Source organism: Klebsiella spallanzanii (assembly GCF_902158555.1).
GTDB classification, from domain to species: domain Bacteria; phylum Pseudomonadota; class Gammaproteobacteria; order Enterobacterales; family Enterobacteriaceae; genus Klebsiella; species Klebsiella spallanzanii.
The window spans coordinates 59,904-76,831 of the sequence record NZ_CABGGS010000023.1 but is presented as its reverse complement, the minus strand read 5'-3'; the positions used below and the strand labels follow the sequence as shown (position 1 = coordinate 76,831).

Annotated in this window: 18 protein-coding genes and 1 pseudogene; 4 read left to right on the top strand and 15 right to left on the bottom strand. The window is 54.9% G+C overall.

The features are described from left to right. Window positions 1–35: 35 nt before the first annotated feature. Window positions 36–1,007, top strand: a complete 972-nt coding sequence (locus FN082_RS15425) for a tetratricopeptide repeat protein (protein ID WP_142464147.1) — start codon at window positions 36–38, stop codon at window positions 1,005–1,007. 39 nt (window positions 1,008–1,046) lie between these two features. Here FN082_RS15425 and sseB read toward each other — a convergent pair whose 3' ends face one another. From sseB to trmJ, 11 genes are all read right to left on the bottom strand, one after another. Then, entirely contained in the window at window positions 1,047–1,823 is a 777-nt protein-coding gene (sseB, locus tag FN082_RS15420) for an enhanced serine sensitivity protein SseB (protein WP_142981884.1), read from the bottom strand. Window positions 1,824–1,884: 61 nt separating this feature from the next. Continuing rightward, on the bottom strand, window positions 1,885–3,171 hold the full coding sequence (gene pepB / locus FN082_RS15415) for an aminopeptidase PepB (RefSeq protein ID WP_139536783.1): 1,287 nt from the start codon (window positions 3,169–3,171) through the stop codon (window positions 1,885–1,887). Window positions 3,172–3,278: 107 nt separating this feature from the next. Next, window positions 3,279–3,479 carry a Fe-S cluster assembly protein IscX gene (gene iscX / locus FN082_RS15410; protein WP_139536784.1) on the bottom strand — a complete coding sequence of 67 codons (201 nt, stop codon included), beginning with the start codon at window positions 3,477–3,479 and terminating at the stop codon, window positions 3,279–3,281. Window position 3,480: 1 nt separating this feature from the next. Further along, window positions 3,481–3,816: an ISC system 2Fe-2S type ferredoxin gene (gene fdx / locus FN082_RS15405; RefSeq protein ID WP_139536785.1), complete on the bottom strand. Its 336-nt coding sequence runs from the start codon at window positions 3,814–3,816 to the stop codon at window positions 3,481–3,483. 1 nt (window position 3,817) lies between these two features. Next, window positions 3,818–5,668 carry a Fe-S protein assembly chaperone HscA gene (gene hscA, locus FN082_RS15400; RefSeq protein ID WP_142466173.1) on the bottom strand — a complete coding sequence of 617 codons (1,851 nt, stop codon included), beginning with the start codon at window positions 5,666–5,668 and terminating at the stop codon, window positions 3,818–3,820. Window positions 5,669–5,683: 15 nt separating this feature from the next. Next, window positions 5,684–6,199: a co-chaperone HscB gene (gene hscB / locus FN082_RS15395; RefSeq protein WP_139536787.1), complete on the bottom strand. Its 516-nt coding sequence runs from the start codon at window positions 6,197–6,199 to the stop codon at window positions 5,684–5,686. A 76-nt stretch (window positions 6,200–6,275) separates the two neighbouring features. After that, window positions 6,276–6,599, bottom strand: coding sequence for an iron-sulfur cluster assembly protein IscA (gene iscA, locus FN082_RS15390; protein ID WP_004104506.1), 324 nt, complete (start codon window positions 6,597–6,599; stop codon window positions 6,276–6,278). A 19-nt stretch (window positions 6,600–6,618) separates the two neighbouring features. Then, the gene (iscU, locus tag FN082_RS15385) at window positions 6,619–7,005 is read right to left on the bottom strand and encodes a Fe-S cluster assembly scaffold IscU (RefSeq protein ID WP_002913991.1); all 387 of its coding nucleotides are present in this window, start codon (window positions 7,003–7,005) and stop codon (window positions 6,619–6,621) included. A 26-nt stretch (window positions 7,006–7,031) separates the two neighbouring features. After that, window positions 7,032–8,246, bottom strand: a complete 1,215-nt coding sequence (gene iscS / locus FN082_RS15380; protein ID WP_142466172.1) for a cysteine desulfurase — start codon at window positions 8,244–8,246, stop codon at window positions 7,032–7,034. Between the two features lie 177 nt (window positions 8,247–8,423). Continuing rightward, on the bottom strand, window positions 8,424–8,915 hold the full coding sequence (iscR, locus tag FN082_RS15375) for a Fe-S cluster assembly transcriptional regulator IscR (RefSeq protein WP_139536789.1): 492 nt from the start codon (window positions 8,913–8,915) through the stop codon (window positions 8,424–8,426). A gap of 194 nt (window positions 8,916–9,109) precedes the next feature. Then, window positions 9,110–9,847 (bottom strand): tRNA (cytosine(32)/uridine(32)-2'-O)-methyltransferase TrmJ, encoded by a 738-nt coding sequence (trmJ, locus tag FN082_RS15370; RefSeq protein WP_139536790.1) that lies wholly within the window; start codon window positions 9,845–9,847, stop codon window positions 9,110–9,112. Window positions 9,848–9,967: 120 nt separating this feature from the next. Between trmJ and suhB the strand changes: the two genes are divergently transcribed. Continuing rightward, entirely contained in the window at window positions 9,968–10,771 is an 804-nt protein-coding gene (gene suhB / locus FN082_RS15365; protein WP_142464143.1) for an inositol-1-monophosphatase, read from the top strand. A 168-nt stretch (window positions 10,772–10,939) separates the two neighbouring features. After that, window positions 10,940–11,824: pseudogene (locus tag FN082_RS15360) on the top strand (alpha/beta hydrolase). On the opposite strand, the gene FN082_RS15355 reads toward FN082_RS15360, so the two are convergent. The 3 genes from FN082_RS15355 to FN082_RS15345 all read right to left on the bottom strand — a co-directional run bounded on the left by FN082_RS15355 (window position 11,814) and on the right by FN082_RS15345 (window position 14,360). Beyond that, a complete protein-coding gene (locus tag FN082_RS15355) occupies window positions 11,814–12,644 on the bottom strand; it encodes a hypothetical protein (protein WP_142981883.1) in 831 nt (276 codons plus the stop codon). The pseudogene FN082_RS15360 and the gene FN082_RS15355 overlap by 11 nt on opposite strands. Window positions 12,645–12,750: 106 nt before the next feature. Beyond that, a complete protein-coding gene (locus FN082_RS15350; protein ID WP_142464140.1) occupies window positions 12,751–13,731 on the bottom strand; it encodes a nickel/cobalt transporter in 981 nt (326 codons plus the stop codon). Then, window positions 13,722–14,360, bottom strand: a complete 639-nt coding sequence (locus FN082_RS15345) for a DUF1007 family protein (RefSeq protein ID WP_142981882.1) — start codon at window positions 14,358–14,360, stop codon at window positions 13,722–13,724. Before FN082_RS15345 ends, FN082_RS15350 begins: the two co-directional genes overlap by 10 nt. 124 nt (window positions 14,361–14,484) lie before the next feature. Between FN082_RS15345 and csiE the strand changes: the two genes are divergently transcribed. Next, complete coding sequence (gene csiE / locus FN082_RS15340) at window positions 14,485–15,762, top strand: stationary phase inducible protein CsiE (protein ID WP_142981881.1); 1,278 nt, start codon at window positions 14,485–14,487, stop codon at window positions 15,760–15,762. Here the strand turns inward: csiE and FN082_RS15335 are convergent. Continuing rightward, window positions 15,759–16,892 carry a 3-phenylpropionate MFS transporter gene (locus tag FN082_RS15335; protein WP_142981880.1) on the bottom strand — a complete coding sequence of 378 codons (1,134 nt, stop codon included), beginning with the start codon at window positions 16,890–16,892 and terminating at the stop codon, window positions 15,759–15,761. The two genes, csiE and FN082_RS15335, sit on opposite strands and share 4 nt — an antisense overlap. Between the last annotated feature and the right edge of the window lie 36 nt (window positions 16,893–16,928).

Below are 16,928 nucleotides of genomic sequence, written 5' to 3'. Positions count from 1 at the left end.
TATTTAAACAATGGATTTTATTATAAGGAAATTATATGAAATATTTAAAAATGCCCAGTTTAATCTGCGCATCCCTTTTTTCTGCGCTCAGTATATTTAGCACCACCCACTGTTATGCCAGTGATTATGAAACACTTTTTAAAACAAAAATTGAACCACTCAAAGAGAAGGCCCGTCAGGGTGATATTGATGCTTTAAATGATTTAGCCTGGCGCTATCGTGCGATTATCAGCACCAGCGGTGACAATCTGAAATATGACGGACCGGAAGCGAAGGAAGCGTTCAGTTTTATTATGTCGCATTACCAGGAAGGAAATGCGCAATTAGAATATGAAATCTCCGGGTTTTACGCCGAAGGTATTGGCGTTGCAAAAGATGCTCAGGAATCAGAACGCTGGATTGAAAAATCGGCGCGGCATAATTATCCGAAATCACAATACATCCTTGCCTTGCGATATCTTAACAAAAACGATAATCAGAATGCTTTAAACTGGCTTAAAAAGGCTGCCACCCAAGGTTATGACTCTGCCGAAGACAAGCTGGCTAGTATGTACCACACCGGTACAGGGGTCGATAAAGACTGCCTGCAGGCAATCAAGTTGTATCAAAAATCCGCGACATCGAAAGCTCTACGGGGAGTGGAAGAAATCCAAAACGATCCCACCTGCCAGAGCGCGCTGCAAACCCCGGAAGCAAAACGCGCCCTGGCCCCTGCGCCAGATCTCGCTAATCCTGTGGACGCCGGTGAGCAATACGAGTTAGCCGCTTCTTATGATGATGGTGGCGATAAACATATCGATTATGTTAAAGCGAAATTCTGGTACGAAAAGGCAGCAGATCAGGATTATACCGTTGCTATCCGCGCGCTGGCCTTTATGTATGAAAAAGGTAAGGGCATGAAACCTGATTATCAAAAAGCTTACGAACTGTATAAACGCTCGGCGGCACAAGGCGATGGCGCATCGCAATATATGGTTGAGAGCATGGCTCCCTATATGAAGAATTAGCGCTGTTGGTTCGAAAACGGGGCGCAAGCCCCGTGCAGTTCAGATAATACGATTCTGCTTAAAGTCGCGCAGGAAGCTGCCCCAGCGCTTTTCATAGAACGGCGTGATGTGGGCAATCATAAAGTGGCTGATGCCCTTTTCGCCCTCCACCACCTGGCAGATATCAATCGGCTCATCGCCCACAAGCGTGTCGGTCGCTACGCTGCCGGTGGCCTGAATGATCTCCTCGATGTCGCCTTCCGCTTCAATACCAATCAGCAGGTTAGCTGGCGCATCGGCGCTGTCTTTGATAGAGCATAAAAACGCGCGTTTCACCATTTTCAGGGTCTTAAACAGCGTGGTCAGTGAATCCACCATCTGTGCGGGCGGCTCGGCAACCTCAGACAGCAGCAACGACTCTCCGCCTTCCAGCACGGTCTGGGTGCTAAGCGGGCTGCCCTCTTCGCACAGCAGGTGGCTAATCTCACGCGGCGCAAACTCTTTGCCGGTCGGCAGTTTGGCATTGAGGTACAGCGTCTCGCCGAGGGTCATGGCAAACAGCGTACGCACCGGCATCACCACGAAAGACTGCTCGTCTTCAACGGCCTGCTGCAGCGCTTCCAGAGAAGTAAAAAAAGGAATCACCGAGGTGCCGTCATCTTTTTCCCAGTGCTGCAAATCCAGTACGCTATCTTCAACAACCTGCTCGCCCTGTGCGGCGGCTCCCGGAACCCAAACGGTGGCTTCCAGCAAAGTACGGAAAAACGCCGGACGATGGCCTGGCTCAGTCGCCGCCTTTTCCAGCAGAGTTTCTAGCTCATTTTTAGTTTCGGACATAGTGGTTCCAGAACGGTAATACCCCCTCACCCAGGGAAAAGAGTAAGGTGAGGGGAAAAGGTTATTCCGCAGTCAGCAAATTCGCAATGGTGCGCACGCCGAGGCCGGTCGCGCCCGCCGACCACTGCTCAACCGCAGATTTGCGGTAGGTCGCAGAGCAGTCGATATGCAGCCAGCCTTCATGGTAATTCTCCACGAAGTGGGACAGAAAGCCCGCTGCGGTGCTGGCACCCGCGGGATAGGCCGCGCTGCCGGTGTTGTTCAGCTCAGCAAAGTTCGACGGCAGCTGTCCACGGTGGAACTCGGCCAGCGGCAGACGCCAGAAGGCTTCGTTCTCAGCCTGTGCGCTCGCCAGCAGACGATTTGCCAGGTTGTCATCAAAGCTGAACAGCGCATGATAATCATTGCCCAGCGCGGTTTTCGCGGCACCGGTCAGGGTAGCGGCATCGATAATCAGCTCAGGTTTCTGCGCAGAAGCGTCAATCAGACCATCCGCCAGCACCAGACGACCTTCAGCATCGGTATTCATAATTTCGACGGTTTTGCCGTTGCGATAGTGAATAATATCGCCAAGCTTGAAGGCGTTACCGCTAATCAGGTTATCAGCGCAGCACAGATACAGCTTCACGCGTTTGTTCAGGCCGCGAGTGATAGCAAACGCCAGCGCACCGGTCACCGTCGCGGCGCCGCCCATATCGGACTTCATCGAATCCATAAAGGCGCTTTGCTTGATGCTGTAACCACCGGAATCAAAAGTGATGCCTTTACCCACCAGGCAGGCGTAAACCGGAGCGGCTTTATCGCCGGTTGGGTTATAGTCCAGCGCCAGCAGGACCGGCGGGCGCTCGGAGCCACGACCGACGGTATGCAGACCGAGATAGTTCTGCTCGCGCAGGTCTTCGCCTTTGGTGATGCGATAAGAAACGTTGTCACAGGCGACGCTGCACAGCAGGTCAACCGCGCGCTGCGCCAGCTGTTCCGGCCCCAGCTCTTCCGCCGGGGCGTTGATGGTGTCGCGCACCCAGTCAATAATGGTCAGGCGGTTATCCAGTTCGCTTTTCTGCGCATCGTCGAGAGTCGGCCATTCAACTTTGCGGCTGCCTTTCGGACCTTTATAACCCGCCCAGAACGCCCATGCGCGGTCGGTATCCCAGCCCTCGCCGTCAAGCGCGACATGTTTGATGCCCATACCGTCAATTTTACGCGCCGCGCGCTGAATCAAACCCAGGTCGTCTTTGCCGTTCAGATGCAGGGCGATGCCGTCGTTATTGATGCTGTAAGACGCCTTTTCTCCCCAGCGCGCATCGGCTGGCTGAGCGGTCAGCGTAATTTTCATAGCTTCGGTCATTATCATTATCCTTCTTAGCAAACGGGCCGCCGTATGGCAGCCCGTAAAGTTCTTTAGCTCGTTGATTCATTCGGCTTAAAACCACCGGGTAAATCATGACGCGAAAATTATTCGGCTTCGTCTAACCAGACTAGCAGAATCGCCTCAAGAATTTTTTCATTGGATGCGTTTGGATCGTCATCAAACTCTTCCAGGTCGCAAATCCACTGATGCAGATCGGTGAAGCGAACGGTTTTCGGGTCGAGATCCGGGAAAGCGTCGTAAAGCGCTTCGCCGATTTCACGGCTATCGGTCCATTTCAGTGCCATATTAATGCTCGCGTGCGTGGTTGATGGTGTAACGCGGAATTTCGACGACTAAATCTTCGTCAGTCACCCGCGCCTGGCAGCTCAGACGGCTGTCGGGCTCCAGCCCCCAGGCCTTATCCAGCATGTCATCTTCATCTTCGGTACTTTCCGCCAGCGAGTCAAAGCCTTCGCGCACGATGCAGTGGCAGGTGGTACAGGCACAGGATTTTTCGCAGGCGTGTTCAATCTCAATACCGCTACGCAAGGCAGCATCAAGGATAGTCTCACCGATCTCAGCTTCCACAACTACGCCATCCGGACACAGGTCCTGGTGGGGCAGAAAAACAATTTTTGGCATTTTAAACCTCGTCCACGGATTGGCCTTTCAGCGCGATACGGACCGATTGATCCATACGACGTGCGGCAAATTCCTGGGTTTGTGTGTCGATATTTTTAATCGCTTCTTTGATTGCATCGGCATCATCGCCTGCCGCTGCGGCGCGTACTTGCTCCGCGGCGTCATCGATAGCCTGACGCTCTGCGGCGCTTAACAGCGCGGCGTCGGCGGCCAGCGCACTCACCAGACTTTCCAGAACGCGTGCGGCTTCGACTTTTTGCTCAGCCAGCATCCGCGCCTGAACGTCCTGCTCGGCGTAGCTCATCGAATCTTTAATCATGCTGGCGATTTCGCCATCGGTCAGACCGTAGGACGGTTTCACCTGAATAGAGGCCTCGACGCCGGTCGATTTCTCCATTGCCGTCACGCTCAGCAGGCCGTCAGCATCCACCTGGAAGGTCACGCGAATATGCGCCCCGCCCGCCGGTAGTGCCGGAATACCGCGCAGCGCAAAGCGCGCCAGGGAACGGCAGTCCTGCACCAGCTCGCGCTCGCCCTGCATAACGTGGATTGACATCGCCGTCTGGCCATCTTTAAAGGTGGTGAACTCCTGCGCACGCGCGACCGGAATGGTGGTGTTGCGCGGAATAACCTTCTCCACCAGACCTCCCATGGTTTCCAGCCCCAGGGAGAGTGGGATCACATCAAGCAGCAGCAGTTCGCTGTCCGGCTTATTGCCGACCAGGATATCCGCCTGAATTGCCGCGCCGATGGCGACGACTTTATCCGGGTCGATAGAGGTCAGCGGCGTACGGCCAAAGAACTCGCCAACGCGCTCGCGAACCAGCGGTACGCGGGTGGAACCGCCGACCATCACCACTTCCAGCACCTCTTGCGCCTCAACACCCGCATCTTTCAAGGCGCGACGGCAGGCCAGCAGCGTGCGTTTCACCAGCGGCGCGATCAGGTCATTAAACTGGCTACGGGTGATTTCCCCCTGCCAGCCGCCGACGTCCACCCGCGCCACATCAGCATCGCTTAGGGCGATTTTCGCCGCAATGGCCGCATCGAGCAGCTCCCGCTGCAGGCGGTTGTCGCTACGATCGCTCAGCCCAGCCTGCTCGCGCAGATAATCGGCCAGCAGATGGTCGAAATCATCCCCACCGAGCGCGGAATCGCCGCCGGTCGCCAGCACTTCAAACACGCCGCGGCTTAAACGCAGCACGGAGATATCAAAGGTACCACCGCCGAGATCGTAAACCGCAATCACCCCTTCCTGGCCGGAATCCAGGCCGTAGGCAATCGCTGCCGCGGTGGGTTCGTTCAACAAGCGGAGCACGTGCAGACCCGCCAGACGCGCCGCGTCTTTAGTCCCCTGACGCTGAGCGTCGTCGAAGTAGGCCGGAACGGTAATGACTACACCGTCGAGTTCGCCTGCCAGCGCCTCGGTGGCGCGTTCGGCCAGCGCTTTCAGAATGTCAGCAGAGACGCGAATCGGGTTGAGTAGACCACCAGCGGTCTGAATCATCGGCAGGCCGTTTTCACTGGCCTGCAGTTGATACGGCAGATGCGGATACCGAGCCTCGATATCGGCCAGAGAGCGTCCCATCATGCGTTTAACGGAGCTGATGGTGTTGACCGGATCCAGTGCCGCATTCTGTCGCGCGTCATAGCCAACCGTCAAACCTGAAGCCTGATAGTTAACCACTGACGGCAGCAGATAGCGCCCTTGATGGTCGGGCAGAGTTTCGGCCTGACCGCTACGCACGGTAGCAACCAGTGAATTGGTGGTGCCCAGGTCGATACCGGCCGCCAGACGTCGCTGGTGCGGCGCGGCGCTCAAGCCAGGCTCACTAATTTGTAATAAGGCCATAATTGCTTCCGAAAATTAAAAATCGAGCAGTTTTTCTTCGAGTTGTTCCGCACTGCTTCGCAGTTTATCGAGAAAACGCAGCTTGCGTACAGTATCCGCCGCCGCCTCCCACGTCTCGTTATTCAGTTGTTCAACCATAAGCTGATGCCGGGTATCGAATTGCGCTTTTACCCGCATGATAAAACTTTCCAGGCGCGCTTCATCTTTTGCTTTGCCTATCTCATCGAGTTCTTCGCGTAGTTCCAGCTGTTCCATGAGGAACGCGGTATCACGCACGGTGTGCTGCTCGCTGGCGAGATCAAAACCGTGAAGCGAAAGGAGATATTCGGCGCGGGTCAACGGGTGGCGAAGGGTTTGCCATGCCTGATTGATGGTCGCGGACTGCTGCACCGCGGCAAGCTGTTCGGCCGCGCTACCGCTGGCGAATTTATCGGGGTGATACTGGCGCTGTAGCTCCTGGTACCGGGCAGCCAGGGGTTCTAACGAAAGGGAATAGCTGGCCGGTAACCCGAAGAGGGTAAAATAGTCCATAGCAACCTCAGGGTTAACGAGATAAAGCAAACCCCACTTACGGTCGTCCGGCAGTGGGGTTTAGATTACATGGCAATTACACGTTAAAGCTTTCGCCGCAGCCGCATTCGTCTTTCACGTTCGGGTTGGTGAACTTAAACCCTTCGTTAAGACCTTCTTTGACGAAATCCAGCTGCGTACCGTCGAGGAACTGTAAGCTTTTGCCGTCGATCACGACCTTCACGCCTTTGTCTTCAAACACGGTGTCTTCTGCCGCCGGCTCGTCAACAAACTCCAGTACATAAGCCATACCTGAACAGCCGGAAGTTCTCACCCCCAGACGCAGGCCAAACCCTTTACCGCGGTTGGCCAAGAAGGTGTTGACTCGCGCTGCTGCACTGTCGCTTAAAGTAATCGACATAACAAACCTCAACTCTTAATTATTTTGCTTCACGTTTGCTTTTGTAGTCCGCAATCGCGGCTTTAATCGCGTCTTCCGCCAGGATAGAGCAGTGAATTTTCACCGGCGGCAGCTCAAGTTCGTCTGCAATATCGGTGTTTTTAATTGCCTGTGCTTCGTCCAGCGATTTCCCTTTCACCCATTCGGTCACCAGAGAGCTGGAGGCAATGGCAGAACCGCAGCCGTAAGTCTTGAAACGCGCGTCTTCAATGATACCTTCATTGTTGACTTTAATCTGCAACTTCATCACGTCGCCGCACGCCGGTGCGCCAACCATGCCGCTGCCGACGTTTTCGTCGCTATTGTCGAAAGAGCCGACGTTGCGCGGATTCTCGTAATGATCGATAACTTTTTCGCTGTAAGCCATGATGAATTCTCCTTATTGGTGCCGAATTAGTGATGTGACCATTCAATACTGTTCAGATCCACGCCCTGCTTGAACATTTCCCACAGCGGAGAAAGCTCGCGCAGACGACCAATGGAGTTGCGAACCAGGTTGATGGTGTAGTCAATCTCTTCTTCGGTAGTGAAACGACCTAAAGAGAAACGAATAGAGCTATGCGCCAGCTCGTCGGTCATCCCCAGCGCGCGCAGCACGTAGGATGGTTCGAGGCTTGCGGAAGTACAGGCTGAACCGGAGGAAACCGCCAGGTCTTTCAGCGCCATAATCAGCGACTCGCCTTCAACGTAGTTAAAGCTGACGTTGAGAATGTTCGGCGCGCCCTGCTCGAGGTCACCGTTCAGGTAAACCTCTTCCATATCCTTCACGCCTTCCCACAGACGGTTACGCAGGCCGCGAAGACGGGCCATTTCGGTTTCCATCTCTTCTTTCGCGATACGGTAAGCTTCACCCATACCGACGATCTGGTGGACAGGCAGAGTACCGGAACGCATGCCGCGCTCGTGACCGCCGCCATGCATCTGCGCTTCGATACGGATACGCGGTTTACGACGCACGTACAGCGCGCCGATACCTTTCGGGCCGTAAATTTTGTGACCGGAGAAGGACATCAGGTCAACTTTCAGCTGGCTCAGATCGATAGGCAGTTTGCCCACGCTCTGGGTGGCGTCAACGTGGTAAATGATACCGCGAGCGCGGCACATTTCGCCGATGGTAGCGATATCCTGCACCACGCCAATTTCGTTATTCACGTGCATAATGGAAACAAGGATGGTGTCATCACGCATCGCGGCTTCCAGTTCTTTCAGATCGATAATGCCGTTACGCTGCGGGGCGAGGTAGGTGACTTCAAATCCTTCACGCTCGAGCTGACGGCAGGTATCCAGCACGGCTTTGTGCTCGGTTTTGCTGGTGATGATGTGCTTGCCTTTTTTCTGATAAAAGTTGGCTGCACCTTTAATCGCCAGGTTGTCGGATTCAGTCGCGCCGGAAGTAAAGACGATTTCGCGCGGGTCAGCACCGACCAGCTCGGCAATTTGATTACGGGCGATATCTACCGCCTCTTCAGCCTGCCAGCCAAAACGGTGTGAACGAGAGGCCGGGTTACCAAAGGTCCCGTCCAGGGTCAGGAACTGCATCATTTTCTCGGCAACACGCGGGTCCACCGGCGTGGTTGCGGAGTAATCGAGATAGATCGGTAATTTCATTGCTCTATAAACTCCGTACATCGCTTCAATGCAAGGAATCAGGCAACCGGCTGGATGTACGACCGAGTACACAGGATGTCGGAGCATCCCGGCCTGATTCGAAAATCTTTTTTATCTTTTTGACTCAGCTCGTTTCAGCTTGCAGCCGGATAGCTGCAAGGTGAAACAGAACGAGAACTACGCGCGCAGTTTAACGTCAATAGCGTCCTGAGCACGGGTATTACGCTGGGATTCATGACTATGCTGACGACCGGAGACATCAAGGATTTCCTGGTTATTCACCAGTTCACCCAGCGTGATGTTATTCAGAAAACCGGTCAATCGCTCGCTCAGATCGCGCCACAGCGCGTGAGTGAGGCACTTATCGCCGCCCTGGCAGCCGCCTTTCCCCTGACAACGGGTGGCGTCAACGGATTCGTCTACTGCGCTGATAACTTCGCCAACGGCGATGCTACCCGCTTCTTTACCTAACAGGTAACCGCCGCCTGGGCCACGTACGCTGGAAACCAGACCATTTTTGCGCAGGCGAGAGAACAGCTGTTCCAGATAGGAGAGCGAAATTCCCTGACGCTCTGAAATATCAGCCAACGGAACCGGACCCGATTCAGAGTTGAGCGCAACGTCCAGCATCGCGGTCACGGCATAACGCCCTTTAGATGTCAGTCTCATGTCTTACTTAACCTCAAACTCGCCCCTGCCCGGGCTTTTTATTAATATGGGTATTGCATAGCAAGGGCAAGTCTGACATTCCCGAGTAAATTGGTCAACTATTTACTTGACTGTTTTAGTCAGGTATTTGGCTTTCCGTGCCGTTTTACCTCAGCGCGGCCTGATGCCCTCTCCCACAGCGAGAGGGAGGGAGATCACTCTTTATTCTTTTGCTGCTGCTCAATCGACGCCAGCATCCCGCGCAGGATATTGAGCTCCTGGCTTTCCGGACGAGCACGCGTAAACAGACGGCGCAGCTTGTTCATCACCTGCCCGGGATGGTTTGCACGGATAAAACCCGTTGCCAGCAGCGTCTGCTCAAGGTGGCCATAGAAACGCTCTAAATCATCCACCAGCGGATACGGGCTTTCTTCATGCTCAACGACAGGCTCGTTTTGTTCCTGCGCCGCCAGCCAGGCCATGCGTACTTCATAGGAAATAACCTGCACCGCCATCGCCAGGTTCAGCGAGCTGTACTCCGGGTTCGCCGCAATCGCCACGTGATAATGACATTTTTGCAGTTCATCATTCGTTAAGCCAACGCGTTCGCGACCAAATACCAGTGCGACAGGCGCGTGCTGCGCTTCAGCGACGCTTTTCAGACCACATTCACGCGGGTCAAGCATCGGCCACGGCAGCGTACGGGAGCGGGCGCTGGTACCAACCACCAGGCTACAGCCCGCCAGCGCTTCATCAAGGGTATCGACGATGTTTGCGCTGCCGATCACGTCGCTGGCGCCGGCCGCCAGGGCGATGGCCTGAGAATCAGGTTTAACCAGCGGGTTGACCAGCCAGAGGTTGGTTAACCCCATGGTTTTCATTGCGCGGGCGACGGAGCCCATATTGCCGGTGTGTGAGGTTTCTACCAGTACGATTCGAATATTTTGCAGCATTATGGTTCTTCGGCTAAAGATTATTCATGCATGCTATCATAAAACGGAGACATAAGCAGATTTCACTGTTATTATATGCGCCGTTTTTTCCCGTTCTTTAACATCCAGTGAGAGATACCGATGCATCCGATGCTGAACATCGCCGTGCGCGCAGCGCGCAAGGCGGGTAATTTAATTGCCAAGCACTACGAAACCCCTGATTCCGTAGAAACCAGCCAGAAAGGCAGCAATGATTTCGTGACCAACGTCGATAAAGCCGCCGAAGCGATTATTATCGAAACCATTCGCAAATCTTACCCGCAGCACACCATCATCACCGAAGAAAGCGGTGAACACGCTGGTGAAGATCAGGATGTTCAATGGGTTATCGATCCGCTGGATGGCACCACCAACTTCGTAAAACGTCTTCCGCACTTCTCCGTATCCATTGCCGTACGCATTAAAGGCCGTACTGAAGTGGCCGTGGTTTACGATCCAATGCGTAACGAACTGTTCACCGCGACTCGCGGCCAGGGCGCACAGTTGAACGGCTACCGTCTGCGCGGCAGCAGCGCTCGCGACCTGGATGGCACCATCATTGCCACCGGTTTCCCGTTCAAAGCGAAGCAGCACGCCACCGCTTATATGAATATCCTCGGCAACATGTTCACCGAATGCGCGGATTTCCGCCGCACCGGTTCTGCTGCCCTGGACCTGGCCTACGTTGCCGCTGGGCGCGTTGACGGCTATTTTGAAATTGCCCTGAAACCGTGGGATTTTGCCGCTGGCGAGCTGATCGCCCGTGAAGCAGGCGCGATTGTCTGCGACTTTACCGGCGGCCATAACTATCTGCTGACCGGCAACATCGTTGCAGGCAACCCGCGCGTCGTAAAATCTATGCTGGCAAATATGCGCGAGCAGCTGAGCGAAGCGCTGAAGCGTTAATTCTACTCAACGGGTAGGCCTGCGCTTACCCGTTATTTTCCCTGTCCTTTTCTGAAATTGATCCCAGACGCTTTACTTTCGCCTCCCCCTCTCACACGATTGTTCCTCTTTTATCAACGGATTGAACTGCGGCTTTCCCACGCGGCGGTCAGCGGTAAGGAAATCGTTATGGCTTTTCCCGGCGGCAAGCACGGCACCAAATACCTTTTTATCCTGTTTATCGTGGTAGTGTGCGTTTATTTACTGCCTCGCGTCGCCATCAATGCTTTTTACTATCCGGATAATAAAGTCTATGGACAGGCTCCCTGGTCCGCCGAATCCGTTACGTTCACCGCGAAAGATGGTACGCGCCTGCACGGCTGATTTATTCCATCGGCCACCGGCCCTACAGATAATGCGGTCGCAACGGTGATACATGTCCACGGTAATGCAGGGAATATGTCAGCACACTGACCGCTGGTCGGCTGGCTGCCGGAACGCAATTACAACCTTTTCATGTTCGACTATCGCGGATTTGGCAAATCTCAAGGCACGCCTTCGCAACAGGGCCTGTATGACGATACGAAAAGCGCTATCGACTATGTGCGCAGGCGCAGCGACGTGAACCCGCAGCGCCTGGTGCTGCTGGGGCAAAGTCTGGGAGGCAATAATATCCTTGCCGCCATCGGAAGCTGCATAGATTGCGTCAACGAACGCTCGGCGAATCAATCGGGCATACGCGCCGTTATTCTCGATTCAACCTTTTCATCCTATTCCGCCATCGCTAATAAAATGATCCCCGGCAGCGGCTTTTTGCTCGATGATCGCTATAGCGCAGACCGTAATATCGCCTCTATCAGCCCTATCCCTCTGCTGATTATTCATGGTAAAGCGGATCACGTTATCCCGTGGCAGCACAGCGAAAAGCTCTACCAACTGGCCGGTCAGCCAAAACAGGAAATCCTTATTCCTGATGGCGAACATATTGATGCACTCTCCGAACGCCACGGCGATCGCTACCGGGATGCGGTCGCGAGCTTTATGCAAAATGCGCTGCAGGATGCTAAGAATTAAGTAAGGATGATACAATCCGCACGGCGGTATTTATCGCCATACACAATATCGCCACGCCGTTAAACAAGGCGAAATGCGCGCGCCATTTCAGCCCCCACGTGTCTCCCACCATGTGGCGAATCAGGCAAGCAATACCGCCGGTGGCCAGCCTGGACAATAAAACCCCAACAATTACCGGTACAAACAGTAGCCATCCCAGCAACACATGGTCATATTCAGATGCGCTGAGCAACAGCCAGACTACCTGGGATGGCAAATAAAATCCTAAGGCGAAAATAAGCGGTATCTGGAGATTGCTCACCGGAATTTCAGGCGTTTTCACCAGTCGCCAGGCATCGCGAGCCAGCGTCAGTCCCAGCACAAGCGTGGCGAAATAGCAGATATAATTGAAAATTGAGACAAAACGCAGCAGCATATCGACTGGAAGATCGCGCATAAACCCGATGCGCCAGAAAATAATGATGAAGAAGCCGCATTGCAGGATCCAACTGCGTACTATCCAGCTAAAAAAATGTCTGCGCGACGGCTGGTTATGCAGCATCCAGGCGACAATCGGCATCTTACTGTGCCCCGGGTGCAAAAAAGCCAGCACGAAACCGGCAATCAGCAACTGGCCGTAAACAGCGAATGGTATGCTCTCTACACTCGATTGTCCCAGCCCGATAAGATGATACAGAGCACTATGTATGCGGGGGAGTTCAGCGGGCCACCAGCTTGCCAGCTCAGGCCAAAAGTAGACGATAGACAAGCCGACCAGCAGCCCGGCAATGGCGGAAAACCCAAGCGAATATCCAGCGTTTGCCGATTGATTAACGGTCATTATGACTCCTTGTCACGACCTGATTGCAAAGCTGAACGCTAAAACATCGACGGCCGAGCCACAATCAGTCGCCGACATTTTAGGATTTCAGCCCGTCCAAAGGATATTAAAACGGCCTTAATCCCCCTCCGGCCGGTACGGCGCTACTCCACATCACCACCGCCGCCGCCAGCAAAATCGCGCCCCCCGCCAGCGCCAGCGTTGCCCAGCCGACCTGCTTCCACAGCGCCGGGGCCCGATTCGCGCTCAGTCTGACCGCCAGTTGGCGGAAGCCGTGAACCAGTAGCGCGAGCCCGCTGATCGTCAACGATGTTCCCGCCGCCATCGCCAGCGCTGCCGCCATCCCCCAGCTAAATACGCCGATGACCTTACTGAACAACAGCACCATAATGGCCCCGGAGCAGGGCCGCATCCCCATCGACAGTACAATCACCAACCGAGCACGCCAGTCGTCGCCGCTTTGCAACTGCTCCGGCCCCGGCATATGTTGATGCCCACAGCCGCAGTTAGCATCGTGAACATGGTGCGGGGTAAAGGCGGTAAATTTCGGCCGCCGCAGCAACGTCCGCAGTTTTTTCAGCGCCCGCCAGCACAGCAAAAGGCCCAACGCGCCAACCAGCAGATAGCTCCCCTTCTCCAGCCAGAAGCTGCTTAGATGTAGCTGCCTTGCAGGGAGCCGTAGCAGGGAGAGCACCACCAACACTAAAACAATCGCCACCAGCCCCTGTAACAACGAGGCTGCCAGGGTTAGTCCAATGCTCGATTTCAGCTTTGAAGGGTGAGTCGCCAGCCAGGTCGTAATCACTACCTTGCCGTGTCCCGGCCCCAGGGCATGCAGAACGCCATAGGCGAAGCTAAACCCCAGCAGCGATAGCCCCGCAGCGGAGGGATTGTCCGCCACCGCCTGCAGGAGACGGCTCAGTTCAATGTTCAGCGCTCGCTGCCAGACGGCGCTTTGCAACAGCACCTGCGGCCAGGAGCGCCATAACCAGAAAGCGCCCCCCGCTGCCAACAGCAAAAATAAAGCCAACGGCCATAGCTGACGCCAGCGCGACGAACGGCCGGTTTGGGCAAAAATTAGTGACATTGCAGCGTGACCTTTTGCGCGAAATAGTTACCCAGTTCCATATCCTCCGGCGGCGCATCCGCTTTATCCAGCGACTGCGCATAGGACAGCATTTTTTCGTTGGGTTTCGGCGTCATCACTTTTGCCATGCAGTTCGCTTTCATCGCCGCTGGCAGGGCGAAGTCAGCGTCTTTGTCATAATACATATCAACATAATAGGTCGGATCGTAGGTGGAAAAGGTGAAGGTTTGCCCGGCCAGAGGTTGCGGCTTCGCCAGCGGCAGGGTAAAGGTGAGTACCGCCTGATGACCACTACGCTCAAGGCCATAGCCATCAGGCCGGTTATCAAATTTTACCCGCTGGCCGTTATGCCACAGCTCGCTGAAATAGTGCTGACCCAGCACGTTCGCCATCACTTCCGCCGCCAGTTTTTTCCAGATTTCGCTACCGGGTTTGGCGTTACCCGCATCATAGAGCAGGTCGGCGGAGGTAATTTCATCCATCGTCCAGCGCATTTTAAAACCGCTCAGCTGACCATTTTCCGCCACGGCCTCCGTTTGCAAACTGATGAAACTGTGCGGATGCGCCGCCGCAGATAGCGATAAAAACATGAAAAACACCGCGCTGACGCATTGTTTCACTCTCTTCATCTGTTCCTCACGTGAAAAATTCTGTGAACCTCACCAGCAATCCTGATGTAAAGACGCGGGAGTGACCTGTTCACCCTTAATACATTAACTATTCTTAACCAAAACCCTAACTGGAACTAACCGGATGATGACAGTGATTGAACCACCATCTGTGCTTTCCAGTCCACAGCGCCGTAGCCAGGTGCTCCTGATGTTTTATCTGCCCGGGCAATCCGTGACGCCCGAGTGGCTGGGTAACCTCACTCAGGTTGATGAGGATACCGCCAGGCAAGACATCGCGGAGACAGGACGCGAAATTCAGCGTTATCACCGCCTGACCCTTGCGTCACAGGCGGACGGCAGCTATCGGATGGAAGGCGCCGCGCTCGATCAACGTTTATGCCTGCTGCACGGCCTGCGCCGCGGGCTACGCTTATGCCCACATTTTGTCAGCCATCATTTTACCCCGGCATTAAAAACGCAGCTTAAACAGCAGGGTATCGCTCGTACGCTGTATGATGACACCAACCTTCATGCGCTAGTCAACCGCTGTGCGCGAGCGCTGAACCGACAGTTTGACTGCCGCGACGTGCATTTTCTGCGTCTCTATTTACAGTATTGTTTGCTGCAACACCATCTTGGACAAAGCCCCTTTTTTACTCATGAACAACAGCGTTGGGCGCAATCCGCCGCCGAGTTCTCTCTCGCGGAGGAGATTGTCCGCCATTGGCAGCGTCGGGTAGCGGCAACGCCTCATGCAGGGGAGCCGCTATTTCTGGCCCTGCTATTTATGCTGTTGAAAACGCCCGACCCCATCCGCGACGGTCATCAGCAGGACCGGCGTCTGCATCTGGCGATTTCAGGGTTAATTCACCGCTTCCAGAATCTGGCGGGCCGGTCGTTTAGCGATGAGCAGGGGCTTAGCGATCAGCTCTATATTCATCTCTCGCAGGCGTTACACCGCAGCGTATTCGCTATTGGTATCGATAACGCGCTGCCGGAGGAGATTTGCCGACTTTATCCGCGCTTAATGCGCACAACTCAGGCGGCGCTGGAAGAGTTTGAAAGCGACTGGCTGGTGCGTTTTAGCCAGGAGGAAGTGGGGTTAATCGCGGTGATTTTCGGCGCGTGGTTAATGCAAAAAAGCGATTTACAGGAGAAGCAGGTAGTTCTGCTTACCGATGATAATTCAGACCTTGAGCAGTCGCTGGAGCAGCAGCTGCGCGAGTTAACCCTGCTACCGCTCAATATTAAGTATTTGAGCGTGCGGACTTTTCAGAAAGAAGGCGCGCCGAAGGGCGTCACGCTGATTATCACCCCGTACACCACGGCGCTGCCGCTGTTTTCACCGCCGCTGTTTCATGCTGAAGAGACGTTCAGCGATCACCAGCGGCAGCAAATTTGCAAAATGCTGGAGGGCTAAGAAACCGCTTTTGGTCGCAGCACCAGCGCCGGTAAAGCCACCAGCGCCATGACCCAGAAGACGCCCTGGTGCAGATGCTGATAAAGGAAACCAGCGAATACCGTCATCACCGCAATACTCCCCCCCATCGCCACGGCGGAGTAGACCGCCTGCAGGCGGATCACTTCGCTGCCCTGACGAGCGGCGATATAGCGCATCGCCGCCAGGTGACAAACCGTAAAGGTGCCGCAGTGGAGGATCTGCGCGACGATCAGCCACGGTAGCGCCGTGGTCCAGCCCATTAACGTCCAGCGAATCACCCCGCATACGGCGGAGAGCAGCAGCAGATCGCGCGCGCTGAAGCGGCGGAAGACTTTTTTGCTCAGCGCGAAAATCACCACTTCCGCCACTACGCCCAGCGACCACAAATAGCCAACGGCTGAGGCAGAATAGCCCGCCTCCTGCCAGTAGATAGCGCTAAAGCCATAGTAGGCGGCGTGCGCTCCCTGCAGCAAACAGACGCAGGCGAGGAAACGCCAGCTTTGCCGAACCAGCGTGAGCCAGGCAGATAGCCCTGCGACCTCCTGCTGGCGGGATTCCCCCTGCGGCATCACCGATGGCTTCAGCAACATACCGAGCAGCATGGAGGCGATACCGATGCTCAGCATGACCAGAATCATCCGGTAGTCATACAGGCTGACCAGCTTACCAGTGAGCGCGGAGCCAATGACAAAGGCTATCGACCCCCACAGACGCACGCGCCCGTAGTCCATCGTTATCTGCTTTTGCCAGGTATTCGCCAGCGCGTCGGTCAACGGTACCAGCGGTGAGAAAAAGAGGTTAAAGCCGACGATAATCACCATCAGCCAGGCAACCTGGTTACCAACCCAAAATGCGAGGGCGAAGAGCAGCGTCAGCAGGGCCAGAATACGCAAAGAAGAGATGAGTCGGGACGGGTCGCTGACCCGCGGCGCTATCAGCAGACTGCCAAGAAAACGCGCCACCAGCCCGGCGCCGAGCAGCATGCCGATCGTTTCCGGCGTCAGGCCAAGCCCGGAGAGCCAGACGCTCCAGAAAGGTAGAAAGATACCGTAGCTAAAAAAGTAGGTGAAGTAACTAAGCGCCAGCCAGCGCGTGGAGTGCAAGACCATGATTCCCTCCCGAATGGAGGCGATAGTCTGGCGATA

Coding starts and splice junctions, on each gene's coding strand:
- iscU (WP_002913991.1), bottom strand. CDS start 7,005: ATGGCTTACAGCGAAAAAGTTATCGATCATTACGAGAATCCGCGCAAC.
- iscS (WP_142466172.1), bottom strand. CDS start 8,246: ATGAAATTACCGATCTATCTCGATTACTCCGCAACCACGCCGGTGGAC.
- trmJ (WP_139536790.1), bottom strand. CDS start 9,847: ATGCTGCAAAATATTCGAATCGTACTGGTAGAAACCTCACACACCGGC.
- FN082_RS15425 (WP_142464147.1), top strand. CDS start 36: ATGAAATATTTAAAAATGCCCAGTTTAATCTGCGCATCCCTTTTTTCT.
- hscA (WP_142466173.1), bottom strand. CDS start 5,668: ATGGCCTTATTACAAATTAGTGAGCCTGGCTTGAGCGCCGCGCCGCAC.
- FN082_RS15335 (WP_142981880.1), bottom strand. CDS start 16,892: ATGGTCTTGCACTCCACGCGCTGGCTGGCGCTTAGTTACTTCACCTAC.
- iscR (WP_139536789.1), bottom strand. CDS start 8,915: ATGAGACTGACATCTAAAGGGCGTTATGCCGTGACCGCGATGCTGGAC.
- FN082_RS15350 (WP_142464140.1), bottom strand. CDS start 13,731: ATGTCACTAATTTTTGCCCAAACCGGCCGTTCGTCGCGCTGGCGTCAG.
- iscX (WP_139536784.1), bottom strand. CDS start 3,479: ATGGCACTGAAATGGACCGATAGCCGTGAAATCGGCGAAGCGCTTTAC.
- iscA (WP_004104506.1), bottom strand. CDS start 6,599: ATGTCGATTACTTTAAGCGACAGTGCAGCAGCGCGAGTCAACACCTTC.
- suhB (WP_142464143.1), top strand. CDS start 9,968: ATGCATCCGATGCTGAACATCGCCGTGCGCGCAGCGCGCAAGGCGGGT.
- csiE (WP_142981881.1), top strand. CDS start 14,485: ATGATGACAGTGATTGAACCACCATCTGTGCTTTCCAGTCCACAGCGC.
- hscB (WP_139536787.1), bottom strand. CDS start 6,199: ATGGACTATTTTACCCTCTTCGGGTTACCGGCCAGCTATTCCCTTTCG.
- FN082_RS15345 (WP_142981882.1), bottom strand. CDS start 14,360: ATGAAGAGAGTGAAACAATGCGTCAGCGCGGTGTTTTTCATGTTTTTA.
- FN082_RS15355 (WP_142981883.1), bottom strand. CDS start 12,644: ATGACCGTTAATCAATCGGCAAACGCTGGATATTCGCTTGGGTTTTCC.
- pepB (WP_139536783.1), bottom strand. CDS start 3,171: ATGACCGAAGCTATGAAAATTACGCTGACCGCTCAGCCAGCCGATGCG.
- sseB (WP_142981884.1), bottom strand. CDS start 1,823: ATGTCCGAAACTAAAAATGAGCTAGAAACTCTGCTGGAAAAGGCGGCG.
- fdx (WP_139536785.1), bottom strand. CDS start 3,816: ATGCCAAAAATTGTTTTTCTGCCCCACCAGGACCTGTGTCCGGATGGC.